The following is a 25,431-nucleotide window of genomic DNA, read 5'->3' as shown; positions in this document are numbered from 1 at the left end:
TATAAATTTGGACTATCCCCTAATTATATTAAAGCTATAAAACTCGTAACTGGCTGTCAATTTACTAAAGATGAAAAATTATGACTTTCTGGTGTTACATTATATTCCCTATGCAGCTTTCTTCGACCAAGACTTGCTTCAGTATATTCATTCAGAGAACAACACATCGCAAATGCAGACCCTCTATAATACTTTGTGTACTGGACCAGTTCCTTGTTGCCAACTAAATTGTTCACAGACAATGCTCAACATAGCACCACCTTCAATTTCGATTAGCACTACTGGATTCATTTCCTTCTGGTTGTATTCAAACCACCCATCCTCTTCGTACAGTTTTGCAATGGATACTTTATCCTCAATGGTTGTCGCTTGTGTTTCGCCTACAAATATCCCATCACTATCATCTACTGACTTCCTAAAATTTAATCGTGAATAATTTGAGCAAATGAACGTCACAACTCCATCATATGTCGCGGGGTAAAACTCAAGTTTTATAATACCCATCACTCCATCAACTGAGAGGGTTAAATCAGCATTATTTAACAGAATCTTGCAGATTTCTTGTAAATTACTCATCATTATTTAGGTTTTACTATCTAGGTAACTTGTAACACTATACTTCAAGCTGAACAGGAGTGAAACTCTACACAATGCACTTAACTGCTTTATAGCTATAACCAATAGCATTATTTACTTCCTTACATATTGCTGTATTTTGCTTAACCCAGTGTAATACCATTTCTTCAAACTGAGTATTTTCCCATTCATAGTTTTGATTTCTTAATTGACTTAATTTACTTGGTATACGATGAATTATCTCATTTAGCCATTTCATCCGATCAACCTTTTCAGCATCGTCAATTTTTTCATTTGACCACACACACCGAATGACAATGGTTAACTCATGGGCAAACCTTTCATAAAATGTTATCTGTCCATCTATAGGCAATCTTGAGACTAACTCTCCAAACTTTAAAATATTAACCACTTCCATCTATTTATCTTCAGATTAACTAAAACACTTCACATACAAAGCGAAGGTAATAACTAAAACACAAAAAATCTGTTGATGTTCATATTTAAGTCTTACATGCATGGTTATTATGCTCTATTGCAACCCAGCGTTAATTATTCTTTGTCTTAATAGCTCATATTTTTCCAAGAATGCTTCGCTGACTGGTACGGAGTCATCGGCATAATACATTAAAGCTCTCCATTTCAGTGCAGCATTATTGTGATCTTCAACTTTAACCAATTCAATAATACTCATGCACTGGAAATAAGCGCTACTATAAGTATTTCTATCTCTGTCATTCAAAGCAGATAAAGAACGAGCTTGAAACAATGAACACAATAGATTCAAATTTTTTAATAAATACTTAGTATTCATCTGAACTCTTTACGCATGTAGTAATCAATGAAATTCACACCACCGTAAAACCTAACATCATTCCAGTATTTATGGTTCCTGACATCCAGCAAGTTAGCTGGGTAGATACCAGCAGCTCTCACCTGACTAGCAACTATACTTGATACGTTTATTTGGGTACTTTTTTTGCACTTTATCAACAAAAACGTTATTGTAGAGGGAATACTTTTTACAATACAACAGTTATTCTGTAGGACTCATTTCTTTTTCTGAATCATGAAGAAAATCTTCTTCATTTTTTAAGTTATTTATCCAGCCAAGACCATTTTTGGCTTCTAACGTAAAAGATTCTGCACCGGGGGAAAAGTTAGCCGAAACATAATTTCCATCTTCTGAAATAGTCATACTAAATCGATTTATTTGCCCTTTTGGTAATCCTTCAAAACTCCCTGTTATACGTTTTATACCTTCAAACTCAGTAATCGAGTTAACTTTTCCTGTATACGTTTGTCCATCTTGAATAAATGAAATATGGAAGGTATGTCCTACTTCAAATTCATTTAATGCTTGCATTTCAAAATGAATGAAGGTTCGGCCATCATGAAGCTGTTGATCGCTGAGATAATCAAACTCTTTTTTTACAGATTCTATTTCAGCAGGTTGATTTAGCACAGGAACAGCACTGGATGCTCTAGTTGATACAAGTGGACTCTTTTCTGATTCACTAGTAGTTAGAGTTGATGGCGTTGACTCATTTTTTTTAATTGATGAAGGAGCTTCACTATTTATACTACTTGGACAATCAGGGGATTGAGTGATAGTGAGGCCCAAAAAGGCCCCTATCACTATAGCTACTGAAACAACTAAAACGCCTACTCGCTTTTTTTTAGGCATTGTGCCATTAACCTTTAACGGTATGAAGCCACCCTAGATGAAAACTCATTCATTGCCCTTACAGCATCTATCTGTCCTTCAATACCCATGGGGATACCGTAAGCTTCAGAAAAACGTTTTGGCGTGGCATAGAAAGGAGTCGCATTACCACCCATCACACTTTTAACTACATTATAACCTACAGCATAGTTGCCATTGGTATCACCATGATCAACCCCATGGTTAAGACTCATATTGTGTCCAAATTCATGACGCATTACCGTCGTACCACAATTAATTGAGCCAGTACCAACCATATTATATGAGCTAGCTCTGACCCACGCTAATCCACAGCCATCTTCGGTTCCTTCATAATAAATTGCATCTGCATTTAGCTCGTTTCTCAAAGATTGAACGAGTTCATCGTTACGCAATTCGCTTAGCGGATCACCTAGTTTTTCCCAGTGACTCTTAGCGTGTACTTTCTTAAGACCAACCATTCTCAAACGGAAGTTTGCACCCGAGTTTTCGAGAGCTTCATTCGTTAAGCTGAAGCTCTCAAACATTCTAGCTCTTGCAGCACTCTCCCCAAGCTTTGAAGCTACTTTGTCGCTATATAGCATTAATATATCAATCACTAGGGTTTCTTGTTGCCACAGGCCATTTTCATCTACCTTAAATGAAACTGTCTGCCCTTTCTCAATATTCACCATATTATCGCTTTTATTTTTTATCCCATGAACATTGAAAGACCATGTCGCATCAGTTTTAACCGTCACACGAGTATTTTTAGGTGATGGGTATGGTAAATATAAATCACGAACCCAGTTACCATCATTAAACTCAATGATTGCGTTCGGCCTAACTAACTGGGGTATTTGGCCATTTACTAATTCTTTTGCTTGATAAGTTTTGACTGGACTTTTTGTCACTTCCCATTGCTTATTTTCAGCAATGTAAGTTAACTCATAGTCATCCCCTGTATTTAATTTCAAGGACTGAAAATTATTAATATTTGAGCCATCAACAGTTGCTGTCCATGTAGCATTTGATTGCAATACTACTTTGTCTCTATCACCAGCATCATCGGGAAGATGAAGAGTGTGCACCCAGTTCCCATCATAAAATCTTACTTTTGTACGTGGAGAGGTTAATGAAGACATTTGGCTAGTGGCTTCTTTAGCCGTTAAAGAACGGACTGGCGTTTTTTCTAATAACCATTTCTGAAAACTTTGATCAAATTTAAAAACGTATTCATCGCCTGTTTTTAACAACGTTGTACTTTTGTAAAGCTGATTTTCAGAACTTATTTGAGAATCAAATGCCGCATTTGACTTAACAACAATATAGTCACCATCAGAAGCCTGGCTAGGTAATGTTACCTGCTGAGTCCAGTTGCCATCTGATAAATGGTAGTAAGTTACTTTACTTGGATTATTTGGAATAAGTGCTCCACTGTCATTAGGGCTTAAATGGCTGATCCCATTTCCCTTAATGGTCCAAGACTTATTACTATAAGTAAATGAATAGCTTTCATCTCTTGATATAACTAATTCTTTTAATGGAATGCCTGTAGTCCCAGTATCTAAATAGGATTTGTATCCTGCAGTTGAGTTGATAATAACCATTGATCCATTGGTTGGGATTGCTGGCAACGTAATATTTTTAGTCCAATTACCATCACCAAGTGTAAAGGTAATTTTGTCATACCCTGATGGTAATGCCCCTCCACCATTACTGTTGGGTGTAAGGCTAATTTCACTAGCATAAGCGATATTTAGTGTTGCAGAAGCACATACTAAAATTCCTAAATAATACTTAAGATCACTCATTACCATGCAGACTCTCCTTCCGCTCGATACGTTGCTATTAATGGCGCTCAAATATTAACCACCTTCAGATTATCAAATTTGATCAAATTCACATTTACTTTAAAGTTTGATCTGATCAATTTTTAACCTGTTAACCATTTCGCAAAAGCGATTAGAATTTAAACAACCGTACCATGTCAACTCAATGCTACTTTTTCAGACTTGTGGGGTTTATTTTGACCAATCTAAACGGGACACACTTATTTGCGGATGCTCAAAATCAACAGCCATTAGTCCGCTGGATACCACTACTCATAAGGCCTACAATGAGGTTAGGTTTTGCGTCAAAGTAGTGTTTATTAATAGTTAGGTTTTGAAATGGTTGGACGCACGAAGAGAATAAGTTTAATTTATGGAGGCTGGGCAACAGCGCTTTTCCTTTTCAGTGTTTACGGCACATTATTTTCTGATCATGGCGAGTACAGCATATCTTCACATCTTTTGCTTTCTGTAACAGGAATGCCTCTCTCATTCATCTCTTGGAGTCTACCTCACGCATCACTAACAGGTATTGCTGTCGCCGGAGTTGCAGGGTTAATTCAGTGGATTTTAGTCTCTGAGCTATGGGAATGGTGGTATAACAGAAAGAGCTAGGATAGAAATTGAAATCTAATCAGGGAAAAGCAACTTCTTAGCCTACCATAACCCTCTCACACTGGATAGCGTAAACGGTAGGGCATACAATACAGTCAATTTGCGTAAAGGTGACGTTTATTAGTAGTTGTCTTTAAATACCAAAATATGGGGTAATAAGTTGGTAACTCTGATATCAGTCGTTTTAATTCTTACGAAAACTATAATTCTAGAGCTTGCCTATGAAAGGGTTATGGGTACTAGCAAACGTTTCAGTTCAAATGACTCTATGGAGGCTATGTCTAACAGTGGCGTTCAAACATCACTTAGACTCATTGCATTTGGTATTCTTTCGATTTTTATTGTCATTTCATTAATGCATAAACATAGTTGACTGAAAACTGCTCCCTAGCCACTTCGCTAGATACCTGTAAACATAATGCCTACAATGAGCTTGGGTTTGCGTCAGAGTGGCGTATATTAATAGTTAGATGCCCCGTAATAGAGAAAATATGAATGAATAAATTCGTTGTTTCATTTGATAAAGAGCCAGATGATATATCACTTAGTGATATTAAGGGGTTAAGAGCTCTATTTCCTGAATTTAGGAATTTACCTCCCAGTAAGCTGAAAAAGAAATTGGTGAGATGGCGTCCTTACATTATAGGTAGTGTGAGCGAAAGTAATTTACAGCCAACTAAAGAAAAAGCTAATGAACTCAATTTAAATCTAAGCTTTAGATCTGAGTCAGATTATGGAAGTGCGCTTATCTTAAGTGAGTGCGATTGTAATCCTGACTATTCAAGAGAGTATATCTTGGCCGTATTTTTACCGTCATTCGGTGCAGAAAGCGTGATGTTATTCGAGAGAGTGAATGGGGGATGGGTTGCAAAGTTCTCTACTATGCAGGCATCAATCCATGAAAGGTATTTTCTTGGAAGTTCATTTCTTGAAACTCATAGTGATAATTATCAACTCTACTCAGAAAGTGCACATCTAAGTGACGATGAATCCGTGATTTTTTCAGAGTACCTTGAGGGGCAAAACATAAAGAATTTACCTGAAGATAACAGAATTGGATGTGATGGCATTAATATTTATCTTCAAGAGACTGGTGGCCATAAATTAAATATTTGGAGCCCTTCTGCTGTTGAGACGCCGTGTCATTATAAATATATTAAAAGCTTGATTTTAGCTTTTTCCCAGCTAGAAATAAGCGAAAAGACTCGAGGGTATATTAAGGCTATTCAGAGGTACATAAATTAGAGAAAGCACCTAATACAGCTAAGACCTGCTCGCTAACCAACCATATTCTTGATTGCTCACTCCACCAAAATAGCCGACAACCCTGCGAATCGGATATTTTTTGTACAAACCAGCATATTTCCTCGACAGCAGTGCGTAACTTAATTTTTCAAGCTCTCTATTCTTTCCCAGAGGAGACATTATAACCAGCCATGATTGGGCTTATTCGCTTCATAATAATCTTCATCTTTGAAGCCATAATCGATCAACATACTTGCATAACCAAGCTCATCGTATACGCTCAATGCTTCCATGACTGCATTCATCACTCGCTGGCGTTCAGCCTCATCCTCTATATAAGTTGGGGTTGCTAGATATTCTGATAGAAAGTAGGTGGAAATACGATAAGGCTTCCCTTCAAAATAGAGGCAGTAAACACTTATTTCAGCAATATCAATTATTAAAAAATAGCCATCGCCATCAACCTCTTGCACATAAGTGCTGTCAGAATAAAGATAAATCTTTCCACAGGATGTTTCATATACTCTGACTTCATCATTCGAATAACAACAACCCCATATCATTTCTCGAGTTCGAGCAAACTCAGACCAGTAAGGAAATAAGTCGCTTTGGATTCTAAGGCACATTTCGTGGGTGAGTGTTTTTTCTACGTATTGCATAGATTTGTATTACAAAACAGGCTAGTGGGTACAATATTACTACATACCTTACCGCTTCAGAAAGAGTCGATTGAGTGTTTGGCAAGCTGCTATGTGAGCTTATTTTTTTATTTTATTATTTATCTCTGCAAGCGCTGTTCTCAAATCAAACCGCATTTTTGATTTATCTACGAAAAATGAATACGCTTCCTGCTTATTTTCGCTGAGAACTACCAAATAAGGGATGTCTTTGGAAGGCTCAATATCTATATCATCCCCCCATTCATATCGAAATTTTGACAGATCAAGAACCATACCCTTAAACCAGTAATCAGGGTGATCGAGAATTTCTTCGATCTTTCAGCTTATATATTTCGCATCATTTTCACCACCAGATCCATGGCCATATGTTCCTATAATGCGAATTAGCACTCCAGTAGCATTCCTTTCACGCCAAGTCTGAAAAGAAATATCAAGCTCGCTAATATCTAAGCTACCGTCCTTCAATTTATTTAAATCAAAGTCTTTTCGAATTGTGCCCATATCTTCCAAAAATAACTATTAATGAACGTCACTCTTACGTAAACCTAGCCTCATTGTAAGCCCTATTGTTCAAGGCATCCAGCAAGGTGGTTAGATAACATCACTTACCTGATTAGGCATGTGTTACATTGTCGCATCGTGAATTTCTCTTCTTAGAGCAATAGATAGCTTTGCACATATTTGAGTTAGCCACCCCACCCAAAGATCATCATTCACCTTGCCCGTGAACAATAAGCCGCTTGGCTCGTATGAAACGGAGATATACCTGTCGTCGCTTTCAGTACCATACCAATATGGAAAATCTATTCCATCAATCCAACCATCCATATTCCGATACACTTCAGATATTTTTTCCCATTCCTCATCTGACAAGTCATGAGGAATATTTAGAGTAATTGATTGTTCCATAATTCACTGAATGCCTAGCTACTAATGAACACTTCTCTTACGTAAAACCTGACACCATTATATGCGATATTGTTACTCATATCTGGCAATTTATAGCAAAGTAATAGCTCTTATCGGATTATAAAGCATTGCGACAGACCTCTTTTTTAGGGTTATGCACCCATACATTAAAGCCACGTTCACTAGTATATGTTTTACCTTGATCAGTAGTAATTTTAGCTAGACACAGAGCAGGCTTCCCGCCTAGTCTTGAAGTCAATAAGTGGAGTCTTTTTTGATACTCAGTATTAAAAGTAAAAATCACCTGTACATCTTTTATCCACCAGTCAGGTATTTTCAGAGAATTTAGATCTCGTAGAAAAACACATGACATCAATTTAATAGCTTCAGAAAACTCTACACCCTCAGCTTCATTTGACACATTGTTGTTTAGAAGATCGATTACAAACTCATCAATATTATTTTCTTCTGCATAGGCATATAACTGACCTACAGCCCAATACCCTTTGTAGTCAAAGTTTCTACTAAGGCACCATTGGACAAGATTTCCAGCGACTCCCTTTAATTGTTTTCTTCGTGCCATATCTAAATAGCTCTTTCGCTCACAGCACATGAGCTCAAGTCATGTACTTACGATTGTTAAGCAAATTCTAAGCGACAACTACCAGCCTCGAATTTACATATTAGTCTAAATTCGCTATCCTCAAAAAACATAGAAAGCACAATATCATCACCAACTTTCCCAGCAAAACTTACTTCAGCGCATGAAAGTGATTTACCTTTGAACCAATTAGAATGATCTTGCCAAGATATATCATCATCTTCGTCATTCATGGAGCCATCTTGAAGATACTGGTCTACACCACAATAAATTCCGTCAATAAATATTCGATACCAATATTTGGACGTTTTATCAAAGAGCCATAAAAGATAAACATTATTATCTTTATCATCGATCAGAGCTTTAACAGTAGTGAAGGTCGCACCATTTAACTCTGTTACTTCACCTTCATTGTGCTGGAATATTCTATCCATTTTCACCACAAAAAGCGTCTAAGTTTTTCAGACCATACCATTTGATGAGGTATTGTGCATATTCACTTTGAGTCGGCATCGATGTATCAATAACACCCTATTATGTTGCTACAAAGCCAATATTGTCTTTGACATGTTGAAACCAGTGATGACAAAACCAACCTCTTTGTACAGCTTAAGCGCTCGTTCGTTGCGATACGCCACTCTTAACTTTATTTGATTTATTCCTGCTAATTGCAGTTGTTTTTCTAACGCTGAAATCGCTTGTTTACCAAAACCTTGACTTCTGTGCTCACTGGATATATAGAAGTCGTAGATAAACGTTGAATTTTCACTGGCATTGACCGAATGCCACAGGTAACCGACTAAACTTGATTTTCCTTTGATCTCAGCATCTATGCATAGCAATGTATGCTCACTATCTTCTAAACCTTTTGGAAAGCAGCGTTTTAAATCCTTTTTTGCCAACTCAATTGCCAATTCCATTGAATGGCCATAATTCACAACGATTTCCTTACTGTAATCATCAATAAAATACTGACAATAAGCTGAATACTCTTCCTGCCGCATATCCCTGAGTACCACCATCTCTCTTCCTTTTTATGCAATAGATTCATAACTATTAATGAACTTCACTCTAACTGGTTTGATACTAGTACTTAACCGATTATTCGATTGCTATGTATCATATTCACCGCTATCCCATGGTTCAAAAAACGCCATATAGTTACCAGGCAACATTTCAACAGCCCAAACATCATCTTCCTCTTCCGGTTCTCTAACAATAAGCCCCATTTTTACGCCATTATGCTCAATAGAAAATGGCTTAACCTCAATACGCTGAAATTTAACCTCACCTAACTCGTCTAAGCGAGATAAGTACTTTTCTTTTCTGAAGTCATCATCATATGAGCCACGCGGACCAAGAGTATCTATTGTCGAATCTACCAAATTTCCTTCAAGGTCGAATTTGAATAATGCAATATATTCACACCCTTCAGTATTTGGAAATGCAGGCTCGAAAGGGGTTGTTAGAAAAAACTGCAAGCCATCTGAAGTTATACCAATATGTTCGGCATGATAATTATCATAGTCAATTGCAATTTTCTCTGGTTTAATTGATTGCATTACTCAGTAATTCCTTTAGTGTATAACTATTAACGAACCTCAGTATGACGAAGTATATCACGGCACTTATGCATGTATTAATAAACACCATCTAGGACGTTATTATTTGGTCACCAATCATAAGTTCAGCAGATACGTCATCTATTTTATCTATTAACACCCAATTTTCTCTGTCAGCCGTTTCTTCTTCTAACACGATACGAAAGGAGTAGAATGGGCCACCATACCCTTCGATATATGGCAAATTAAGAACCTTTCCGTTCAAGTTGATCTTATTTTTACAAACAAACTCGATACATTTTATAGATTCCAGGTGGCATTTCTTTTCATCGATTAAATCTTTATTAGTACCTACTTTAGATAACTCTAACTCAATATCCGAAATCCTTTCTCTTAGATAATCAATCGATTTATTTATCATTCTCATCTCTTCAATATTTGAACTGTTAAACTATTTACAATCATTATTTTAGTTTCATCCTACGCCTAACAGTCCATGTCATCCGGTAAAGTAGTTTGAAGCCAATTCCTAGCTCATGAAGTGCTTTAGAATACGTAGCCTGGACCTGGATTTTCACTACCCTCAAACCTCTCTCCTGATTCTGTTTCGATTATTACTTTATATGAACACTGCCAATCAGGATAATGTTTGTTCCAAAAAAATTCTGCCTCAACAACTCTAAGGTCATCAGTAAGAAAATGTTGCTTGTCTAGCAATTCTTTTAACTTACTAGTTATTTTCTGCAATACATCTAGAAGCCCCTCTGGAGGGATAAATGCTTTTTCTTTGAACTTAGTGTTCAATATATCCAAAGTAATTGAGGGGAAACCTTGACCTCTACACGCATTGCCTAAACAAGGATGCAAACCACTTTTTTTGCTTTTAGCATGCCCTGCAGCATCACCCGCTATTGCTATTAATTTCTTATCTCTCTTTTTCATGGTTTATTGTGCACTTAACGACTAAGAAACACCACCCTAATCCAAAACCTGACCTTTTTGAATTTTTACCTATAAAGCTTGTAAAATCTAAAAGGTTTTGGCCACTCATCTCTAGGTTTGAAAGCCAACGCAACTTCTTGGTTATCTAAAGAAGACTCCGTTAACAGAACACTATCCTCATACTGTTTTGCATTCTCAAACTCTTTTTCGTTGACTTTACATACAACCTTATAAAATGGCCCTGATAGCCATTCCTTAATTTCTGGTGTATCTTTAAACTTCAAGTACATAGCTAATGAAGCATGAGCAGCAGCAAGAATGGCAACTCCCTCAGGAATAGTATCTTTAACCAATATATACATTTTCATATCTTAATCACTCAAATACATCTGAACGATCTGAATAAACTCAACAACCTGATTAATACTCATCTTAAAGGGAGAATTTCCATTTATTTTAATCTCAATTGCAGAGAAATCAGAAGATACGCCAACAGTTATGACACTACCGGAGTTTTTCCATTGAAAATGACCTGACTCAGTCTCATTATATTGCTGTGTGTATTCTTCTCGCTCAATTTGACCTTCCCAAATTTCATGAGCAAGTGTAGTCAATATTTCTGTTATTTCCTTTGCGTCAAGAGCAGTAAGAAGACATTTATCACAGCCTTCTGGATCGACATAAAGATTAAGAAAGTTTCCATCTCTGACGATCCCAATTCGACCTTGTTTTACAAACCATTGATGCATTAGACTATTCTCTTATTTCAGCATACCAACCAATAAACGCCACTCTAACGCAAAGCCTCACATCATTGTATGACTTATGGCTCTTAGTATCCACTGAAGTAGACTATTTGGGATAGTTGTTGAGGGTTTGTTCGATTTGACTGGGTAGGTAGTAGCTCTTGTTCGATTATACGATGTCTATTTGTAGGTTTTAGGATCAACTTCATATTCGCCACCCATTTCCTTAGGCTTTAAGCTTGGGTGCTGTTTGTAAATTGGATTCATAAAGCCAATAAGTAGTTCACCCATTACTTTTCCTGTTGCTAGCTGATAAGCCTTAAACTCTTCTTCAGAACAAGCTTCTTTAATAAGAGCAAGATTTCTATCCATATCTGCACCTATTTTCAGTGCAAGCAAGCTCGTTTTTTCTGCTAACTCTCTATCCATACATATTATCCGTATAACTATTAATAAACACTAACCTTACGCAAAAACTAGCCACACTGTAGACCTATAACCTTTGTCATCCAGGAAGGTAGACTGGATTATAGGTTATTTTTTCAGGAATTGATCTATCAGCATGACTGATTAGTTGGTTGACTTTACTCATTTGCTATCAATTAGCTTTCTAGTCAATTTAGTGCATAAATCACCTTTCAAGTAATGATTGATACTACCAAAACCTTCAAGAGCTCTTTTAATTGGCCTAGCGCCTTCAACGCCATCACTTAACAAATACTCTTTAACTATTAGTTCATTCGATATACCAAAGCTTTTTAATATTGCTGCTGTAATGACTCCAGTTCGATCCTTTCCTGATGTGCAATGACTCAACAACCACCTACTGAAAGTAGGTGGGTTAGTATTACGGACTGAAAGTCCGGATACGGGTCCAAGACCCGTTTAGTATTCATCTTCAGTCCTAAAATTATCGTTTACTCTTGGCTCAAAATGATGCTCTAAATATTCTTTAATCATTTCTTCTGTCACTTCCCCTGACGTCACACAAAAATATCCTCTTGCCCAAAAGTGACGCCCCCAATATCTTTTCCTTAAATCTGGGTAACTTTCAAACAACTTGGCTGACGTTCGACCTTTTATTCTTCGCATTATTTCACTTGGAGCTATATTTGGCGGGGCTGAAACTAACAAGTGTACATGATCTTTGCTAATCACACCTTTTAATATATCAATTTCAAATGCATGACAGGTCTGTCTTATTAAATCTCGAGCTTTAAATCCTATATCTCCTTTTAATACCTGATAACGATATTTCGTCACAAAGACAAAATGGTACTGAATCTTGAAAATTGTATGACTACCATATCTGTACTCCATTACTATCCCCCTACTACTTCATAAGCAGCTTCAGAGTATCATAGCTAAAGCTAACCGGCTAAAGCCGATGGTTTTAACCTTTTAGGAGACTAATAAATATTGGTAGCTCTATATCATCTTGGCAAATAGTTGAAATGACTTTATTTACCCATTTTCGTATTTTTCCATTAGAGGTATCGTAGTTTTCAATTTTATCTTCAGCTGGTACGTGTAAATAATTACAGTTAAATAACTTATCATCGCTACCAATTCTAAGATTTAATATAGTAGGGACATTGAATATCTCATTGTGATCGAAAACTGAATTCAAACGACCACCTCGATATAGTACCCCTTTTGGAAATAATTCATCCCCATAAATTCTGAACAAACTTTCACCAACATCTCGGAAGTTTTTTACATAGTTTTCAGGTTTCATCTCTGCTTTCCTAATGCCTAAATACATACTTGAACTATAAACAACGCATCGGCAGTGTTTTGAAAGTTTTGGAGTGAGCAATCATGACTAGATACCAAATTTTGCTCAATTATGCGCTTGCTTTACACTCTCGGGCTTTCACTTCCAATTTATAATCAATATCTTGGCCACATAGCGTATTTAAGCACGTCACTAAATCAGAAGTATGTAGTGAAAGAACTGAATTAAAGTCATCAGCCCTATAACCACCAAACAGGCTCAAAGAGACAGGTAGCTGTTTTCCTGTTACCTCCTCAATATCTTTAACCCATTGGTAAAATATCTCAGAACACAATGTCCATTCATCAGTTGTAAGCTGATTACCAATATCGTCATCTTCATGGCTATCTGCACCATGACAAAATACAACATAGTGTATTTTTCCAGAGACAATTTCCTGTTTAAGTAAGCTCAACAAAATTTTCAAATTTTCGATATACTCTTCGTGCTTTGAAGTCAAATTTATGTTTAAGCCTTTTGGCACTGCCTCATTCAATTCAAGTACAAAATCTCTACTGTCCTCGATACTATTTCCAATATGCCCATCAAGATCAATGTATGCACCAGATAACCCAAACTCTCTATAGATTTTTACTGAAGCTATTACTTGCCCTGAAAATGCACAAAATAGTGCTCCTGAATCTGGTATTGCATGGTGGAAGCCACTTGTAGGACTGAAACAGATATTTTCTGGGTAAACGATTGAATGCCTGATTGCTGCGTAGAGGCTTGAATTAGTGTAACGTACACTAGAAGCAAACTTTTCACTCCAATTAATACCTAACACTCCACTACAATTAGCATGCGGCTTTACTCCATCAAAAAAACCATTGACATATTCTGGAGTGTGTGCAATTAAAAAGTCGTCATTCTGAAAAGGTGAAAACGACTGATTAATTTCGAAATGGCCTTCAAGACCTGTTTTCTGAATATATTCAAGCAACAGTTTTGGTTTTAATGGTGAACAGCTTTCATCTGAAAGCTCTATTGGGTAAACCATTTCATCTCTAAAAAACGTAAGTATTTTATTGTTTTTCACTTTATTCTTATTTAATCTGGCTATTGTTATAAAATTTGCACACTACTGCACATAATCACTATAAAAACTGCACCGCCAAGCGTTAGTTCGATATCTTGTTAACTGATAATATTTCTCGCTTCATCATTCAGCTCTATTTGATAGCCCATACTATTAAGAACCATATAAACTTTCTTTAAGTCCATAATAATACCTAAGCTGAGTATGTATTTTGGCTGAACCCAAGAGTAACTATCACATTCATTGAGCTTAAGCGTTATTTCATGATCGTTATCCACAATACAACACTTATAAAAATATTCACCTTCATACTCCATTAAAAACTCTAAAATCTCAATATTGAGTCCTACTTCCTCTTTAGCCTCTCTTACACATGCACTTTCAGGAGATTCAGCATGCTTTATTCCTCCTCCAGGGAAACACCACTGACCAGATATAGATGTTGATTCACTTCTTTTAATTAGTAAAATCTCATTTTTATTTTCAATTATTGCCCAAACAGCCATATCTTTTACCAACTTACTATTAGTAATTGTTACTTCAAAGCAAAGCCTTAAATCATTATAAGCCTTATGGTTCCTACCATAAAGCTGGATAAGCTGGGCTTTTCGCTATTTTTGGGTGATTACGCGAGAGAGCAATATGGCTAGGTAGATAGCAACCTTAACCCAATTACTTTTTTTACTCGACAATATAGCTAATTTCATGTTTATCCAGTGCATTTACAACGTCGCTGAAATACGGTTTTATAAGACCATAAATGTGATGAATACCTTCATTATTACAAATTCTCTTTTTTAGCTCTATTGCTGGTATTTCAGCAACTGTCGCATCAAACTTTCGAATCATCTTTAACTCAACAGCCGAAGGGAAATCACCCTTAACCTTTATCGTAACTGTAAACTCTGGGTGACACACACAGATATCTCCTACTGAAAAATAACTTTTAATGAACATCACTCTGACTGGCTAGATACGAGTACTTACCTGATTGTCTCTATCTCTTGCTTTACTATTTCTACCCAATTTTTCTCACTCGGCGGTATTATTAGTACTTTACAGTTTTGCTGTTCACATTCTATTTTAACCCCTGGCAAATCGTCTACCAGTAAATGAATGCCGAACAGGGTTGGTGCTTTGCTAAATCGCTGCCTTGGAGTATTTCTAACTGCTTCATTATGTGATTTCTGGTTAACTACACCACTTATATTTATACCCAACAGTTTAAACCAGCACTTTACGTAAAATGTAGACCTTAATGAAGTTGTATAAATCCAAATATCGTGCTCAATTTGTAAATCAACGAGCAACTGGACAGCACCTATTCTCAGTTCTTCTTTGTAGATCAACCGATAAGGCCATTTCATTTTCTCACTTCCAACTACAAACGATTGCGTCGTTGGTATCAGAGTATCATCTAGATCAAATGCTATTCGCATGCTTTGCTCTAAGCGAGGTAACTATTAATTAACACTATTATGACTAGTTAGGTAGCTCCTTTTAGTCGATTAAACTATATACTTCTTAACCAACTCTTTATTTAAAACCTGATCTGCAGAGAGTCCTTTTAATAAATCTAAATCAATAGGATTCAAACGTTCAATGTGCTTTTTAATTTCAGTGGGTACTGATTGATAGTAAAGATAATAAGCTTCTCCCTCCATTTTATTCTTATATTTCTTTAAAAGAGGCTGAATATCCGACCATGTAGCAATAGCTATATCCTCAACCTTTTTGAACAGTTTTCTTGGAGCTAACTCTTTTCTACCAATTAGCAAGATATCAACAGGTGGTATAACTGAAGGAATAGCATCAGGCCAAACGCAAGCTGTAACTGCTTGCCCTTGATGATTCAACAGTATAATAGCTGGCACAAAAACATCCTCTTCAATTTCATATTGAAGCCTTTCTTTTTTCATATTCCATGCCCAAAATGCTTCAAGCTTATCTGTAGGTAAGCTAAATACTTCAGGATTATCCTTTAAAATAGCTTGGTATCCAAATTCATTTCCATGGAGCCATCCATTTACAAATTTTTCACCATTGTATTCCCCATAGCCCATACCATTAATTTGAGGATCATCAACAATTAAATCAAAACTTGATATAAATTCCTTTACTTCTGGCTCTGCCTCTCGAACAAAGAATGATGGTCTGAAATAGTTCATATTGAACGTAACTGGAAAATACTGATCTTCACCTTCCTCTTGATCCTGGTACTCAAAAACAAAATAGACCCCAGTCTCTTCATTTTGATACCAGGCTTGCACGCCTTCTAAAGAGTAATTTTTACGATTCTGAAAATAAGATTCAAATTCCTCAATGGAAATATCTCCATTTTTGGGCTTCATAAATAGATCATAACTCATATATCTTATCCTTTAAAAAAGCCAACTACCAATGAGAGCTACTCTTGCACAAAACCTAACCTCACTCTAAGTCTTATGATTACTACCATCTAGCAGGTTAGCTAGATAATGACACTTACCCCATTAACTAACTTTTACGTAAATTTAAATGCATTCCCGCCATTTGCGTATACAGGAAAATTTTTAGGAACAACTAAAATATTATTGTAAGTCATATGGTGAAAATATTTATAAGGACTATCCAGCTTTTCCATAATTGAAGCAGCAAGCTCAGGCATAGCAAAGAAAATAAATTCACCAAAACCAAGAATTAACCATTCTTCAAAACTTTTGTCGGCATCTTCACTGAATGGATTAACCATTGCTGGGGAAACACAAATATCATAGAAATTTTTGTAGGTGCTAACTGTCCACTCACAAAAATACAAATTAGCTTCGTATTCCCAATTTATAGAGTTTCTAACAGTATCTTTCCACTTTTCACAATGTTGCTTAAGAGGATAATCTCTGGCGTCAATACTGTCATCCTCTAATGAATCTAATTCATCCATGATAAACCAAGCAACCGCAGCTAAAGGGTTCTTAATGATTAAAGCAGGGTGCTCTCCACTTCCTCCACCAAGCATAAGTTGATGCTGGTTACATTGGAAATCACCATTGATTTCTTCAAGAGGATGATAAATTGGTAATCCACCAAATAGTCCTACTAATTCATGTTTAAAAGAATCTATATGACTCACTTCATCTCCCTTTACGCATAATACCTGCATTTGCGGATAGTTTGGAGCACAGTTGAAAATTGGTCCATGTACTTGCACTTGTTAAATTTCATTGAGCACTCCATCTTCGCTCAGAATTGGTTGCGCCCATTTATAGAAGTCTGATTTTTCATCGTGCCAAGGCCATACCCCTTCTGTAGTAGGCCAAACCATTTGTAGCATTTCAAAGTCACCTCCATCATGGAGCCATAAACCCCAACCGAAATATTCTTTAAAATGCTTTTTAGATACCTTTATAAAACAAACATCAAAACCACCTAAAAAATCTGAATAGTATTCACCTGGTTCAAAAGTCTCTCCTTCAAGAAGGCGATTGTTATAGTTATTAATTATTGAATGAGCAAGCTGGGACTTTAACCCTAGAATCACCACATCAGGTTTGTTTTGCTTTTTATTTATGCCTATAGAGTAAGAAAATGAAGGCTCACCCTCACCTTCCATCACATGAAGTACATGACATCCATAGGCTTCAATATCATCCAGTGCTTTCTGATCTCTTTCATCCATATCAATACTTCTTTGAAAATTTAATTATTCGTGCACACTACTATCTCTGACGAAAACCAACCATATATGGATTCATTATGACTTTTCGGTTAGCTGTTCGTGATTTTCGAGAATACATACAGCCTTATCGCCATCATGACCTTTGACTACAAGACTGACGTATTTTGTTGTTTCTCCACCATCAACAGCGCCTTCCACCTCTTACGCTTTTTAGATACTTAATGAATTCATCATCTTCTACATTGAAAAGGTCAAAGCCAACCCTGACAAAACCATCTCTTTCTGTTTCTTGAATTTTTCCGACACCACCATTTTGATGAGAATAATCATACTGCAAATTGTATATTAATTGATTAAACCTTAAGTCTGGACTATTCATCCAAATCTGATTTATGAGTTCTAAAACTTGCTTTATCCGCTGAGGATCTCTCATCATGTTTCCTAGTTATTCATGAACATCTCTAATACTAAACGCTACTTCATTGTAAGCCTCACAACTCCAGCTAACCAGCGAGACATTTTGGATTATCGGCCTATAAGCCGCAGCATGATACCAGTGTTCAAATATTTTACGCTTTCGCTGTAGCTTGTCTAATAACTCGGGTTGATAGCCTTTAACGCGATTCCATAAGGTGTGATGGTGGGCGCGCTCAACGCGGGCAATGGTGTCGATTTGTACATAACCTAGCTGTTCAACCGCAGCCAGTGTCGCTTGTTCAGTACTTTTATGCGGCATGACTTGGCTGAGCAGTACGATTTTTTTGGCTTGTTTTATTGATAACGAATCAGTCAGGGGCAAGTACTTCGATAAGTGATCTTAGTTTTTCCCATCATACTACCTTGCTTTTTGTCACGAATGCATACTACAAATTAAGTATATTGGTGAGATCATTTTACCAGAATTATCTATGTTTTGTTTGAGGGTATAGGCTAATGGCATCGTCTAGTAAGAAAACCGCCGTACAGGAACCTTTTACCAAAAGTCAGCTCGTCAGCGAAATTGCTGAAACTACGGAGCTCACCAAAAAGGATGTGAATGCGGTCATGGAGTCTCTCTCTGAGATCATGGGACGACATATCAGTAAGCGCGGCTGTGGCGAGTTTGTATTCCCGAGCTTATTCAAAGTGAAAACCAAGAAAAAGCCTGCGGTTAAAGCCAGAAAAGGCGTGAATCCATTTACCGGTGAAGAAATGATGTTTAAGGCTAAACCTGCTTCTATGCAAGTGAGAATTCAACCGCTGAAAAAACTCAAGGACTTTACGGCATCCTAAGAAGATACGGAGAGTAGCAAAGATACATAAGCCCTTTTGAAAAGGCGCTACTCTCCTCCAAACCTCATACCATCAACAATACCGTCAAGCTTAGCAGTGCCGCACTACCCGCGACGATGGCACATAACAACTGAGTTTGATGCACCTGTTGATCACTCACATACTGCCCATTCGCTAACCGTCTATGATGGCCCAGCTGTTGTGGAACTAGGTAGAGAGTCAGTGAAAACAAGCCTGCCGCAGCGACCATCATTAGCACCGCCGCAAAAAAGTTTGGCTCGGATAAAAGTAAAATCATTATTGTATTTAATACTGCGATGCCACTTAACAGCATACTGCCTTGAAACGTATAGTCTTCTGACTGCAGAAGTTCAGTGAACTCACGGGGTAAGCGTTCAAAGAATTTAGGTATGAATACGAAAGCTAGGCCACCCGCCAACGCGACGAGAATAAGTGAACATGTAGAAACCAAGAACAACATTGGACATCTCCTTGCCTTGAATAGATGAAAACCCTATGCCTGGTTTTTATCTTGTTATCTTTATGCTTGGCTTAATTTATACACGATCCAAAAATAAGGTTCTGCTGAATAAGTCACTTATTTGGCCTTCTCACAGATAATTAAGTCATTTTGGGATCAAGCTCTTTTTTTCGAAATAATTATTCTCATATCGCATTTTGAGCTTCATCATTACTCGATGGCATAACGACGAATGAACATGAGAGCAACTCACTCTATCCCGTCACATGATCAGTGTACTGACGTCTCCAACAGCTCCGCCACGACTCCCAACGCTTTACTACAATAACCACTTAAAATTTCCTGCATGGCGCCATACACTTCACCATAATCCCGATTAAAGTTTTGCCGAGGAACGCCTAACAATTGGGCTTTTTGAGCATCACCATAAAACTCGCCTTTCCATTGCTGGTGCTTCCTATCCTCCAATGCAATGTTGCACAGTGTCACCAGACGAATACAGCGTATACGGCTTCTAACGTACTTATCGCCTAAGTGATCCACCATCATGGCATACAGCCGATCAGCGACACGTGATTTATAGGTATCGGTCTTATCATGCTCGGGCGCATAACAATACATGCCCCAATGGACAACAGACTTAGGTAGCTTGGCAATGGCATCCTGAACAACCCCTTTTTCCAGATGCCGGCCAATTTGCGTCATGTTGTTAAATGGCGACTTGCCTGAACTTTTAATCATCGACCTGGCCCTCAAGCTCATAAACGCCTCATGCCAGGCTATTTTGGCTGAACGCCAGGGTAACGCTAAGTTAGGTCCATTTTTTTGCTGTGCAGGCTGATAGACGTCAGTTGTAGCCATCTAATCCCCTCCCCTCAGTGCATCGTCGAGTTCAACGCTTCGTCTAACGTGTCGTAGGTTGGAATCCGTTTCACAATAATCTGCCCCTCGTCACCCCAATACTTACTCACGCGTCCATCCCAGATATGGGCATCGTCCACGAACAAGGCATCCAATAAACCTTTCTCTAGATTGTCCTTATCGGGTGTCGCTCTATGAGGCTGTCCTCGCATCTCAGCCCGTTTTTTCTTCGACCATGACTTGGGCATGGGTAACACGAAAATGAGATGGTAGCCGCTCTCAGGCAGTTCAATAGACAACTCCCGTAGTGCATCCTTGTAAGCACGGTACTGCATGACACAGGGGCGTTGTTTCCATTTATCTGCTCGGGTCATGCGGGGCTTGGTATTCGGTGTAATGGTATAGGTCGTTGTCATTGTTATAAGACCTGTGTCGTAGATAAGCGTTGAGGAGAAAAAGAGAAATATTGCAGAAAAGTTTCGTCACTTTCGTCATAGCTCATGACGAAAGTCATGACAGATGTGAGTGAGTACTCAGTTAGTCTATAGATCAATATATATAAGTAATAATAATAAAAATAATATATAAATTTATACTTCTGTACCTTTTGACACCATAGAGACCCCCCTCCTATTTTTTGAGGCGATTTGCGTAGGGGATTCTTAGGGGCTATTTTTTCTGACGAAAGTCGATTTTTTCTTTTAAAATCAACGACTTCTTTTGTCATGGCCGTTTTGTCAAAAGTGACGAAAGTGAGAAAATTTCCTTTAAAATCAAGCACTTCTTTTGTCATTGGTGTTTTGACGAAAGTCCTTGTCATTCGGGACCTCCGGCGTTTTCCACCAGGGTGTAATGCACCCATGCTTGTCTTGGACGGCCACTGGTTTTTAAAGAAAGGAGCTGGGCTAGACCGCGATTAAGGAAGGTTTTAAAAATAGCCTCTTCCTGTCGTGGATCTAATTTTGAGAAGTTAGGATGACGAGCCATTTCTCGCTTCGTCAAACCTTTATTACCAGCCAGGCGCAAGGCCTCTTCGCAGGATTTTAGCAAGGTTTCAAAGCTTGATCCACCTACTTTTTTAATGACTGACTGGACTAATGCATAATCAAAATAAGTCACGTAATCCACCGCCCAATCCGTCACCTGTCGTGTAATCGTCTCGGCAAAGGGATCGACCGACAGGGCCAGAATTAACGCAATACGCATGGCCTTTTCTCGGGTGCGCCCCAGCAATACTTCAATACCATACTGTTCCAGTTCATCCATCTTCTGAATGATTTCCTGGTCCAGTGCTTTTAATCGCTGGAGCGCGGACTCCTCGAACACGAGAATATTCTGTGCGGGCTTATTTTCTGGTGGCATATGGCTGGTTAAATTACCGGCCAGATTCTCCCGAATGGTCGCCACCCACTTGGTAATGTTCTCAGGTACCTCGATTAATCCAGGATCACTCGACACCTGTCGTTTTAATTGGCTCTCCATGACAATAAAGCGTCCTAAAAAACCATCTTTCACGAGCTCCGGTGACAGAGCACCGTAAAAGGTACCGGGTGTCGTCAGCGCTAATAGAGTGAGTGCCGGATGCTTAATACACCGCTTACGCATTTCCTCTGCCGCCTGCTTACTCATACCCATGGTCGAATAAACCGGTGGATAGAGTGAAGACCCACATTTACTCCAGGCCTCGACCAGTCGGGTAATCGCCTCCGCCTTATGCGGATTCATTTTATGCTGACTGCCTTCCAGGTACTTACCAAACTCATCAATGATACTGATATGGTTGGGTTCATGGAGTAATTCGCTGAACAAGGCACCAGAAGACGTATAACCGGAACCAGAAATGAGCCGACCATAACCCGATGCTTCTAAAATCTGCTCCACCACATCCTTACAGTGCTCTTTACCACTGGCCGACTTGGCAATATTCAGGAAATACAACGACGAGAAATTTCCCTTATCGGTCTTGTAATAACGCCCGCAAACCACACTGCCGAGTGCCAAAGCACTTTGTACTGCCAGTGCGGGCTGTTTTCGTCGTGCCGTCTGATTAGCAAACTGCACGATCTCACCCAGTACCCCCGGTATGTCGTATAAATGGCCCGGCATACCGCCACTGTCGGGTAAGGCTAAATTGGTCGCTTTACTCGGTTCGGGCGGCGAAGGTTGTACAGGGATCACGTCATGAGGGTGTTTACGTAAGTGCGTCAATATTGTGCTGGCAATACAGGTATTGAGCTCACTGGGATCTAATGGCGGACTGTTGCCCGCGTTCCAGGTATCCAACATCTGTTTTATGGTGCGCAGATCCATACCCGAGGCAATATATTGACCTGTTAATGACACCGCTGAATGGTTACGTGAACCTTCACTCACTGCCTCACCACTAGCCTTCGGTTGGTAATCTGCCGTACTAAAACCTAAGTTACCTGTGAATTCAGGTTCAGTACTCGTTTTAGGTGAGTCAGCCCTAGCTTGGGTTTTACTTAATACATTGCGCCCATTAAATTGCTGGATGGCTTGTAAATCTTCTTCAGACAAACATGGCAAGTCATCGATGCTCTCGACTACCCAACTGGCGTCATATTCCCATTCATAGCGGTTACCATTGGCATGGGTTGAACCTGGAGCGACGACATAACCACCCTGCCCCCGAATATCGATTTTGGAATGTGAATTAACGGAGTTGCGTATTTCTACGTTGGGATTCACGGCGTAATAAAAATGTTTACCTTTGCCCGTCTTCACCTTCCACGGCGTTCGACCGACGACACCTGACTCCATAAATTGAACCGCTTCTTCAGAGTCTGCATCCACAACAATGACACGCGCCCCTGTAACAATGGCCCAGTTGGCACGAGGATAGGAAGCGGTCCAATAGTCCATATCCTCAAGCGTAGGTGTGGCTTTTTGGAACTTGGCCCATGGTACGCGCGCCTGTTTAGGCCACTCCTGCTGTGCTTTTTCTTTATTGCCGTCAAAGCGTTTGTTGACAAAGTAAGGCGGTGGTGTTTCAAATGGTGAACCTAACGGGATAATGGTGAACCCTCTGTCGTAGAGTTCCCAGGCGCACTCATCCGTAAGTTTTGATGCTTGTGTCTCCATACAACACCTCTATTGTTAGTTTGCATGGTGATGGTTCCCCAATTAGAGGAATGTTAGTTTGTTAACTCACAACTTATACTTTACGCCTTAAGACACAAACTTAGACTTGCTACCTACAAGATTCAGTTAAACGTGCTTAAATAGGCTGTTCATCAAAAATTGTGATGATGAAATGTTATAATTGTGAAACCCAATATTGTAGCCTTTTGTTGATTTTGTCAAATTAGAACTCATTTTAAATCAACTTTTTAAGGCTAGCTATACATGGTTACTAATTTGATATGGCTGATTTGTGGCAAACGATAAAACAAGCAAGAACAGAAGCAGGTCTTACCCAACAGGATCTGGCAGAAAAATGTGGAGTGACAACAGCAGCTGTATCAAGGTGGGAGTCTCCTGATGAGGGTACAAGAACAATTCCCCGCCTTTATCACATAACTGAGATATCCAGCGCCACTGGCGTTCCAACAATAGAGTTTCTAAAACACCTAGAAGACCCTCCCTCACTCAACGACTCACTAAATGACTCAACACTTGAAGATGTTTTAAATACCAGTTTATGGAATAAGATTCGTTCTGCACGTGTTCAGGCTAAGTTAACCCAAGCCGATCTTGCAGAAGCCTGCGGTGTTTCAAGAGGCGCCGTTGCTAACTGGGAGTCATCAAAAAAGCTAGATAAGAAACCTAAGCTCAGCACTTTAAGACGGATAGCTGAAGTAACCGGTGTTAACTACCTGTGGCTTACTTCAGAAAAGCAAGGAATTTCACAGGAATGGATAGAGCAGAACCCAGACTACGACAATGACGATATTGATGAAAAGCTTGCTTATGAAGCAGAGGCAAGAAAAGAAGACGCAATCAAAATCACAATGGACACTTGTTCTTATATCATTGATAACGGTATTAGTAGAGAGTTCTATGAACAGCTTAAGGCCCTTAATGCGGCTCTCAAAAGGTACCATAAAAAATAACAATTAAAACAGTCGTACTCATTAATTATTTAAAGTACAAAAAGTATTGATAGTTTGCGTCCACGGGTATACATTTTAAAAACCTTCATTCAATAAAGGTTTCATACTCATGGACGACACGATCACCATAGGCCACTGGAAAGCCTACCTGAACAACCTTCAGCTCTCCCCACGACAAACGCTGTATACCTTTGAAGCTTTGCACGGATTATCGGATAAGGAAATTGCCCGCAAATATGCAGTTGCCCCGGACACTATTTCCAAGACCATTAAGGCCGCACTGCATAAACACAACCTTAAAAACCGTACACAACTGGTTGCCGAGTTAATTCGGACGCGGGTGATCTGTCCGTTGTCGGTGAGCATGTTAGCGTTGTCCTTGGTGATCGTTCCTGTGTTCTCCGATGACCCACTCCTACGTAATCGAATCTACCGAACGCGTACTAACCGGTATGAGTCGATTGTTCCCACCTTGCATACAACATAAAACAAGAGGTGCACACCATGTGGTTTAAAAACGCAATATTTTTTCGCTGTGAACAGGTCGCCAAGCTTGATCAGGCATTGTTAAACGAGAAATTAGGTGCTCAGGCCTTTAAACCCTGCACACCCCAACAAGCGGAAAGTTATGGCTGGGTTCGCCCCTTCGGCGAAGAGGCTGAGCACTTTGCTGAACATATAGGGGACTTCCAATTGCTCTGCCTGCAAAAAGAAAAAAAGATGTTGCCTAACTCGGTCATCAGTAAATACGTCAAAGAACGTATTAAAACCCTGGAAAAAGAACATGGTGAGCCCATTGGTAAGGGTGAAAAAGACCAGATTAAAGAGTCTGTCATTCATGAGTTACTACCCAAAGCCTTCAGTGAATACAACAGTTGGTC

Annotated in this window: 41 protein-coding genes; 6 read left to right on the top strand and 35 right to left on the bottom strand. The window is 38.7% G+C overall.

What is annotated here, in order from left to right; translation table 11 throughout:
- Positions 1-183: 183 nt before the first annotated feature.
- The 5 genes from KCG35_RS19195 to KCG35_RS19175 all read right to left on the bottom strand — a co-directional run bounded on the left by KCG35_RS19195 (position 184) and on the right by KCG35_RS19175 (position 4,080).
- Positions 184-579 (bottom strand): hypothetical protein, encoded by a 396-nt coding sequence (locus KCG35_RS19195; protein ID WP_215821486.1) that lies wholly within the window; start codon positions 577-579, stop codon positions 184-186.
- A 64-nt stretch (positions 580-643) separates the two neighbouring features.
- Positions 644-994, bottom strand: a complete 351-nt coding sequence (locus tag KCG35_RS19190) for a hypothetical protein (protein WP_215821485.1) — start codon at positions 992-994, stop codon at positions 644-646.
- 114 nt (positions 995-1,108) lie between these two features.
- Positions 1,109-1,390, bottom strand: a complete 282-nt coding sequence (locus KCG35_RS19185; RefSeq protein ID WP_215821484.1) for a hypothetical protein — start codon at positions 1,388-1,390, stop codon at positions 1,109-1,111.
- 222 nt (positions 1,391-1,612) lie between these two features.
- Positions 1,613-2,263, bottom strand: coding sequence for a protease inhibitor BamI-like protein (locus tag KCG35_RS19180; protein WP_215821483.1), 651 nt, complete (start codon positions 2,261-2,263; stop codon positions 1,613-1,615).
- Between the two features lie 14 nt (positions 2,264-2,277).
- Positions 2,278-4,080 (bottom strand): zinc-dependent metalloprotease family protein, encoded by a 1,803-nt coding sequence (locus KCG35_RS19175; protein ID WP_215821482.1) that lies wholly within the window; start codon positions 4,078-4,080, stop codon positions 2,278-2,280.
- 351 nt (positions 4,081-4,431) lie between these two features.
- Between KCG35_RS19175 and KCG35_RS19170 the strand changes: the two genes are divergently transcribed.
- Positions 4,432-4,707, top strand: coding sequence for a hypothetical protein (locus KCG35_RS19170; protein ID WP_215821481.1), 276 nt, complete (start codon positions 4,432-4,434; stop codon positions 4,705-4,707).
- A 495-nt stretch (positions 4,708-5,202) separates the two neighbouring features.
- Positions 5,203-5,952 (top strand): hypothetical protein, encoded by a 750-nt coding sequence (locus KCG35_RS19165; protein ID WP_215821480.1) that lies wholly within the window; start codon positions 5,203-5,205, stop codon positions 5,950-5,952.
- Positions 5,953-6,131: 179 nt separating this feature from the next.
- Here KCG35_RS19165 and KCG35_RS19160 read toward each other — a convergent pair whose 3' ends face one another.
- The 26 genes from KCG35_RS19160 to KCG35_RS19040 form a co-directional block, all read right to left on the bottom strand.
- A complete protein-coding gene (locus tag KCG35_RS19160; protein ID WP_215821479.1) occupies positions 6,132-6,611 on the bottom strand; it encodes a hypothetical protein in 480 nt (159 codons plus the stop codon).
- A gap of 99 nt (positions 6,612-6,710) precedes the next feature.
- Positions 6,711-6,905, bottom strand: a complete 195-nt coding sequence (locus tag KCG35_RS19155) for a hypothetical protein (RefSeq protein ID WP_215821478.1) — start codon at positions 6,903-6,905, stop codon at positions 6,711-6,713.
- A gap of 45 nt (positions 6,906-6,950) precedes the next feature.
- Positions 6,951-7,133, bottom strand: coding sequence for a hypothetical protein (locus tag KCG35_RS19150; protein WP_215821477.1), 183 nt, complete (start codon positions 7,131-7,133; stop codon positions 6,951-6,953).
- A 123-nt stretch (positions 7,134-7,256) separates the two neighbouring features.
- On the bottom strand, positions 7,257-7,541 hold the full coding sequence (locus KCG35_RS19145) for a hypothetical protein (protein WP_215821476.1): 285 nt from the start codon (positions 7,539-7,541) through the stop codon (positions 7,257-7,259).
- Positions 7,542-7,659: 118 nt separating this feature from the next.
- Positions 7,660-8,124, bottom strand: a complete 465-nt coding sequence (locus KCG35_RS19140; RefSeq protein WP_215821475.1) for a hypothetical protein — start codon at positions 8,122-8,124, stop codon at positions 7,660-7,662.
- A 56-nt stretch (positions 8,125-8,180) separates the two neighbouring features.
- The gene (locus tag KCG35_RS19135) at positions 8,181-8,576 is read right to left on the bottom strand and encodes a hypothetical protein (RefSeq protein WP_215821474.1); all 396 of its coding nucleotides are present in this window, start codon (positions 8,574-8,576) and stop codon (positions 8,181-8,183) included.
- A gap of 108 nt (positions 8,577-8,684) precedes the next feature.
- Positions 8,685-9,164, bottom strand: coding sequence for a GNAT family N-acetyltransferase (locus KCG35_RS19130; protein WP_215821473.1), 480 nt, complete (start codon positions 9,162-9,164; stop codon positions 8,685-8,687).
- A gap of 90 nt (positions 9,165-9,254) precedes the next feature.
- Positions 9,255-9,704, bottom strand: coding sequence for a hypothetical protein (locus KCG35_RS19125; protein WP_215821472.1), 450 nt, complete (start codon positions 9,702-9,704; stop codon positions 9,255-9,257).
- A gap of 91 nt (positions 9,705-9,795) precedes the next feature.
- Positions 9,796-10,125: a hypothetical protein gene (locus KCG35_RS19120; RefSeq protein WP_215821471.1), complete on the bottom strand. Its 330-nt coding sequence runs from the start codon at positions 10,123-10,125 to the stop codon at positions 9,796-9,798.
- Positions 10,126-10,250: 125 nt separating this feature from the next.
- Positions 10,251-10,646: a hypothetical protein gene (locus KCG35_RS19115; protein ID WP_215821470.1), complete on the bottom strand. Its 396-nt coding sequence runs from the start codon at positions 10,644-10,646 to the stop codon at positions 10,251-10,253.
- Positions 10,647-10,711: 65 nt separating this feature from the next.
- Positions 10,712-11,014: a peptidyl-tRNA hydrolase gene (locus KCG35_RS19110; protein ID WP_094789939.1), complete on the bottom strand. Its 303-nt coding sequence runs from the start codon at positions 11,012-11,014 to the stop codon at positions 10,712-10,714.
- A gap of 3 nt (positions 11,015-11,017) precedes the next feature.
- The gene (locus KCG35_RS19105; protein ID WP_215821469.1) at positions 11,018-11,395 is read right to left on the bottom strand and encodes a hypothetical protein; all 378 of its coding nucleotides are present in this window, start codon (positions 11,393-11,395) and stop codon (positions 11,018-11,020) included.
- Between the two features lie 177 nt (positions 11,396-11,572).
- On the bottom strand, positions 11,573-11,821 hold the full coding sequence (locus tag KCG35_RS19100) for a hypothetical protein (RefSeq protein ID WP_215821468.1): 249 nt from the start codon (positions 11,819-11,821) through the stop codon (positions 11,573-11,575).
- A 159-nt stretch (positions 11,822-11,980) separates the two neighbouring features.
- Positions 11,981-12,208: a tyrosine-protein phosphatase gene (locus KCG35_RS19095; RefSeq protein ID WP_215821467.1), complete on the bottom strand. Its 228-nt coding sequence runs from the start codon at positions 12,206-12,208 to the stop codon at positions 11,981-11,983.
- Between the two features lie 69 nt (positions 12,209-12,277).
- A complete protein-coding gene (gene tnpA / locus KCG35_RS19090) occupies positions 12,278-12,712 on the bottom strand; it encodes an IS200/IS605 family transposase (protein WP_215821466.1) in 435 nt (144 codons plus the stop codon).
- Positions 12,713-12,785: 73 nt separating this feature from the next.
- Positions 12,786-13,130, bottom strand: a complete 345-nt coding sequence (locus tag KCG35_RS19085; RefSeq protein WP_215821465.1) for a hypothetical protein — start codon at positions 13,128-13,130, stop codon at positions 12,786-12,788.
- Between the two features lie 109 nt (positions 13,131-13,239).
- A complete protein-coding gene (locus tag KCG35_RS19080) occupies positions 13,240-14,169 on the bottom strand; it encodes an arginase family protein (protein ID WP_215821464.1) in 930 nt (309 codons plus the stop codon).
- 137 nt (positions 14,170-14,306) lie between these two features.
- Positions 14,307-14,714, bottom strand: a complete 408-nt coding sequence (locus KCG35_RS19075; protein WP_215821463.1) for an NUDIX domain-containing protein — start codon at positions 14,712-14,714, stop codon at positions 14,307-14,309.
- Between the two features lie 175 nt (positions 14,715-14,889).
- Positions 14,890-15,126: a hypothetical protein gene (locus KCG35_RS19070; protein WP_215821462.1), complete on the bottom strand. Its 237-nt coding sequence runs from the start codon at positions 15,124-15,126 to the stop codon at positions 14,890-14,892.
- A 65-nt stretch (positions 15,127-15,191) separates the two neighbouring features.
- Positions 15,192-15,647, bottom strand: a complete 456-nt coding sequence (locus tag KCG35_RS19065) for a hypothetical protein (RefSeq protein WP_215821461.1) — start codon at positions 15,645-15,647, stop codon at positions 15,192-15,194.
- 69 nt (positions 15,648-15,716) lie between these two features.
- A complete protein-coding gene (locus tag KCG35_RS19060) occupies positions 15,717-16,577 on the bottom strand; it encodes a hypothetical protein (protein ID WP_215821460.1) in 861 nt (286 codons plus the stop codon).
- 134 nt (positions 16,578-16,711) lie between these two features.
- Positions 16,712-17,317, bottom strand: a complete 606-nt coding sequence (locus tag KCG35_RS19055) for a hypothetical protein (RefSeq protein ID WP_215821459.1) — start codon at positions 17,315-17,317, stop codon at positions 16,712-16,714.
- An 81-nt stretch (positions 17,318-17,398) separates the two neighbouring features.
- Positions 17,399-17,863 (bottom strand): DUF4262 domain-containing protein, encoded by a 465-nt coding sequence (locus tag KCG35_RS19050; protein ID WP_215821458.1) that lies wholly within the window; start codon positions 17,861-17,863, stop codon positions 17,399-17,401.
- Positions 17,864-17,938: 75 nt separating this feature from the next.
- Entirely contained in the window at positions 17,939-18,061 is a 123-nt protein-coding gene (locus KCG35_RS26725; protein ID WP_255562007.1) for a hypothetical protein, read from the bottom strand.
- On the bottom strand, positions 18,045-18,299 hold the full coding sequence (locus KCG35_RS19045) for a hypothetical protein (protein ID WP_215821457.1): 255 nt from the start codon (positions 18,297-18,299) through the stop codon (positions 18,045-18,047). Before KCG35_RS19045 ends, KCG35_RS26725 begins: the two co-directional genes overlap by 17 nt.
- A 9-nt stretch (positions 18,300-18,308) precedes the next feature.
- The gene (locus KCG35_RS19040) at positions 18,309-18,599 is read right to left on the bottom strand and encodes a DNA glycosylase AlkZ-like family protein (protein WP_215821456.1); all 291 of its coding nucleotides are present in this window, start codon (positions 18,597-18,599) and stop codon (positions 18,309-18,311) included.
- Positions 18,600-18,796: 197 nt separating this feature from the next.
- On the opposite strand from KCG35_RS19040, the gene KCG35_RS19035 reads away from it, so the two are divergent.
- Entirely contained in the window at positions 18,797-19,135 is a 339-nt protein-coding gene (locus KCG35_RS19035; protein WP_215821455.1) for an HU family DNA-binding protein, read from the top strand.
- Between the two features lie 64 nt (positions 19,136-19,199).
- On the opposite strand, the gene KCG35_RS19030 is transcribed toward KCG35_RS19035, so the two are convergent.
- From KCG35_RS19030 to KCG35_RS19015, 4 genes are all read right to left on the bottom strand, one after another.
- Positions 19,200-19,616: a hypothetical protein gene (locus KCG35_RS19030; RefSeq protein WP_215821454.1), complete on the bottom strand. Its 417-nt coding sequence runs from the start codon at positions 19,614-19,616 to the stop codon at positions 19,200-19,202.
- Positions 19,617-19,886: 270 nt separating this feature from the next.
- Entirely contained in the window at positions 19,887-20,477 is a 591-nt protein-coding gene (locus tag KCG35_RS19025; protein WP_215821453.1) for a bacteriophage antitermination protein Q, read from the bottom strand.
- A 14-nt stretch (positions 20,478-20,491) separates the two neighbouring features.
- The gene (locus KCG35_RS19020; RefSeq protein ID WP_215821452.1) at positions 20,492-20,893 is read right to left on the bottom strand and encodes a RusA family crossover junction endodeoxyribonuclease; all 402 of its coding nucleotides are present in this window, start codon (positions 20,891-20,893) and stop codon (positions 20,492-20,494) included.
- A gap of 400 nt (positions 20,894-21,293) precedes the next feature.
- The gene (locus KCG35_RS19015; protein ID WP_215821451.1) at positions 21,294-23,579 is read right to left on the bottom strand and encodes a bifunctional DNA primase/polymerase; all 2,286 of its coding nucleotides are present in this window, start codon (positions 23,577-23,579) and stop codon (positions 21,294-21,296) included.
- Positions 23,580-23,860: 281 nt separating this feature from the next.
- Between KCG35_RS19015 and KCG35_RS19010 the strand changes: the two genes are divergently transcribed.
- The 3 genes from KCG35_RS19010 to KCG35_RS19000 form a co-directional block, all read left to right on the top strand.
- Positions 23,861-24,550 carry a helix-turn-helix transcriptional regulator gene (locus tag KCG35_RS19010; protein WP_215821450.1) on the top strand — a complete coding sequence of 230 codons (690 nt, stop codon included), beginning with the start codon at positions 23,861-23,863 and terminating at the stop codon, positions 24,548-24,550.
- Positions 24,551-24,659: 109 nt separating this feature from the next.
- Positions 24,660-25,037 carry a helix-turn-helix transcriptional regulator gene (locus KCG35_RS19005; protein ID WP_215821449.1) on the top strand — a complete coding sequence of 126 codons (378 nt, stop codon included), beginning with the start codon at positions 24,660-24,662 and terminating at the stop codon, positions 25,035-25,037.
- A gap of 17 nt (positions 25,038-25,054) precedes the next feature.
- On the top strand, positions 25,055-25,431 hold a 377-nt coding region (locus KCG35_RS19000), incomplete at its 3' end, for a recombination-associated protein RdgC (protein ID WP_215821448.1).

The organism is Zooshikella harenae, assembly GCF_018837975.1.
GTDB lineage: Bacteria > Pseudomonadota > Gammaproteobacteria > Pseudomonadales > Zooshikellaceae > Zooshikella > Zooshikella harenae.
Note: the sequence above shows the minus strand (reverse complement) of the source record. Positions and strands in the feature narration are given on the sequence as shown.

Excerpts from the sequence above, each read along its gene's own strand:
- KCG35_RS19195 (WP_215821486.1), bottom strand. The coding sequence starts at position 579 with ATGATGAGTAATTTACAAGAAATCTGCAAGATTCTGTTAAATAATGCT.
- KCG35_RS19190 (WP_215821485.1), bottom strand. The coding sequence starts at position 994 with ATGGAAGTGGTTAATATTTTAAAGTTTGGAGAGTTAGTCTCAAGATTG.
- KCG35_RS19185 (WP_215821484.1), bottom strand. The coding sequence starts at position 1,390 with ATGAATACTAAGTATTTATTAAAAAATTTGAATCTATTGTGTTCATTG.
- KCG35_RS19180 (WP_215821483.1), bottom strand. The coding sequence starts at position 2,263 with ATGCCTAAAAAAAAGCGAGTAGGCGTTTTAGTTGTTTCAGTAGCTATA.
- KCG35_RS19175 (WP_215821482.1), bottom strand. The coding sequence starts at position 4,080 with ATGGTAATGAGTGATCTTAAGTATTATTTAGGAATTTTAGTATGTGCT.
- KCG35_RS19170 (WP_215821481.1), top strand. The coding sequence starts at position 4,432 with ATGGTTGGACGCACGAAGAGAATAAGTTTAATTTATGGAGGCTGGGCA.
- KCG35_RS19165 (WP_215821480.1), top strand. The coding sequence starts at position 5,203 with ATGAATAAATTCGTTGTTTCATTTGATAAAGAGCCAGATGATATATCA.
- KCG35_RS19160 (WP_215821479.1), bottom strand. The coding sequence starts at position 6,611 with ATGCAATACGTAGAAAAAACACTCACCCACGAAATGTGCCTTAGAATC.
- KCG35_RS19155 (WP_215821478.1), bottom strand. The coding sequence starts at position 6,905 with ATGGTTCTTGATCTGTCAAAATTTCGATATGAATGGGGGGATGATATA.
- KCG35_RS19150 (WP_215821477.1), bottom strand. The coding sequence starts at position 7,133 with ATGGGCACAATTCGAAAAGACTTTGATTTAAATAAATTGAAGGACGGT.
- KCG35_RS19145 (WP_215821476.1), bottom strand. The coding sequence starts at position 7,541 with ATGGAACAATCAATTACTCTAAATATTCCTCATGACTTGTCAGATGAG.
- KCG35_RS19140 (WP_215821475.1), bottom strand. The coding sequence starts at position 8,124 with ATGGCACGAAGAAAACAATTAAAGGGAGTCGCTGGAAATCTTGTCCAA.
- KCG35_RS19135 (WP_215821474.1), bottom strand. The coding sequence starts at position 8,576 with ATGGATAGAATATTCCAGCACAATGAAGGTGAAGTAACAGAGTTAAAT.
- KCG35_RS19130 (WP_215821473.1), bottom strand. The coding sequence starts at position 9,164 with ATGGTGGTACTCAGGGATATGCGGCAGGAAGAGTATTCAGCTTATTGT.
- KCG35_RS19125 (WP_215821472.1), bottom strand. The coding sequence starts at position 9,704 with ATGCAATCAATTAAACCAGAGAAAATTGCAATTGACTATGATAATTAT.
- KCG35_RS19120 (WP_215821471.1), bottom strand. The coding sequence starts at position 10,125 with ATGATAAATAAATCGATTGATTATCTAAGAGAAAGGATTTCGGATATT.
- KCG35_RS19115 (WP_215821470.1), bottom strand. The coding sequence starts at position 10,646 with ATGAAAAAGAGAGATAAGAAATTAATAGCAATAGCGGGTGATGCTGCA.
- KCG35_RS19110 (WP_094789939.1), bottom strand. The coding sequence starts at position 11,014 with ATGAAAATGTATATATTGGTTAAAGATACTATTCCTGAGGGAGTTGCC.
- KCG35_RS19105 (WP_215821469.1), bottom strand. The coding sequence starts at position 11,395 with ATGCATCAATGGTTTGTAAAACAAGGTCGAATTGGGATCGTCAGAGAT.
- KCG35_RS19100 (WP_215821468.1), bottom strand. The coding sequence starts at position 11,821 with ATGGATAGAGAGTTAGCAGAAAAAACGAGCTTGCTTGCACTGAAAATA.
- tnpA (WP_215821466.1), bottom strand. The coding sequence starts at position 12,712 with ATGGAGTACAGATATGGTAGTCATACAATTTTCAAGATTCAGTACCAT.
- KCG35_RS19085 (WP_215821465.1), bottom strand. The coding sequence starts at position 13,130 with ATGAAACCTGAAAACTATGTAAAAAACTTCCGAGATGTTGGTGAAAGT.
- KCG35_RS19080 (WP_215821464.1), bottom strand. The coding sequence starts at position 14,169 with ATGGTTTACCCAATAGAGCTTTCAGATGAAAGCTGTTCACCATTAAAA.
- KCG35_RS19075 (WP_215821463.1), bottom strand. The coding sequence starts at position 14,714 with ATGGCTGTTTGGGCAATAATTGAAAATAAAAATGAGATTTTACTAATT.
- KCG35_RS19065 (WP_215821461.1), bottom strand. The coding sequence starts at position 15,647 with ATGCGAATAGCATTTGATCTAGATGATACTCTGATACCAACGACGCAA.
- KCG35_RS19060 (WP_215821460.1), bottom strand. The coding sequence starts at position 16,577 with ATGAGTTATGATCTATTTATGAAGCCCAAAAATGGAGATATTTCCATT.
- KCG35_RS19050 (WP_215821458.1), bottom strand. The coding sequence starts at position 17,863 with ATGGATGAAAGAGATCAGAAAGCACTGGATGATATTGAAGCCTATGGA.
- KCG35_RS19045 (WP_215821457.1), bottom strand. The coding sequence starts at position 18,299 with ATGATGAGAGATCCTCAGCGGATAAAGCAAGTTTTAGAACTCATAAAT.
- KCG35_RS19040 (WP_215821456.1), bottom strand. The coding sequence starts at position 18,599 with ATGCCGCATAAAAGTACTGAACAAGCGACACTGGCTGCGGTTGAACAG.
- KCG35_RS19035 (WP_215821455.1), top strand. The coding sequence starts at position 18,797 with ATGGCATCGTCTAGTAAGAAAACCGCCGTACAGGAACCTTTTACCAAA.
- KCG35_RS19030 (WP_215821454.1), bottom strand. The coding sequence starts at position 19,616 with ATGTTGTTCTTGGTTTCTACATGTTCACTTATTCTCGTCGCGTTGGCG.
- KCG35_RS19025 (WP_215821453.1), bottom strand. The coding sequence starts at position 20,477 with ATGGCTACAACTGACGTCTATCAGCCTGCACAGCAAAAAAATGGACCT.
- KCG35_RS19020 (WP_215821452.1), bottom strand. The coding sequence starts at position 20,893 with ATGACAACGACCTATACCATTACACCGAATACCAAGCCCCGCATGACC.
- KCG35_RS19015 (WP_215821451.1), bottom strand. The coding sequence starts at position 23,579 with ATGGAGACACAAGCATCAAAACTTACGGATGAGTGCGCCTGGGAACTC.
- KCG35_RS19010 (WP_215821450.1), top strand. The coding sequence starts at position 23,861 with ATGGCTGATTTGTGGCAAACGATAAAACAAGCAAGAACAGAAGCAGGT.
- KCG35_RS19005 (WP_215821449.1), top strand. The coding sequence starts at position 24,660 with ATGGACGACACGATCACCATAGGCCACTGGAAAGCCTACCTGAACAAC.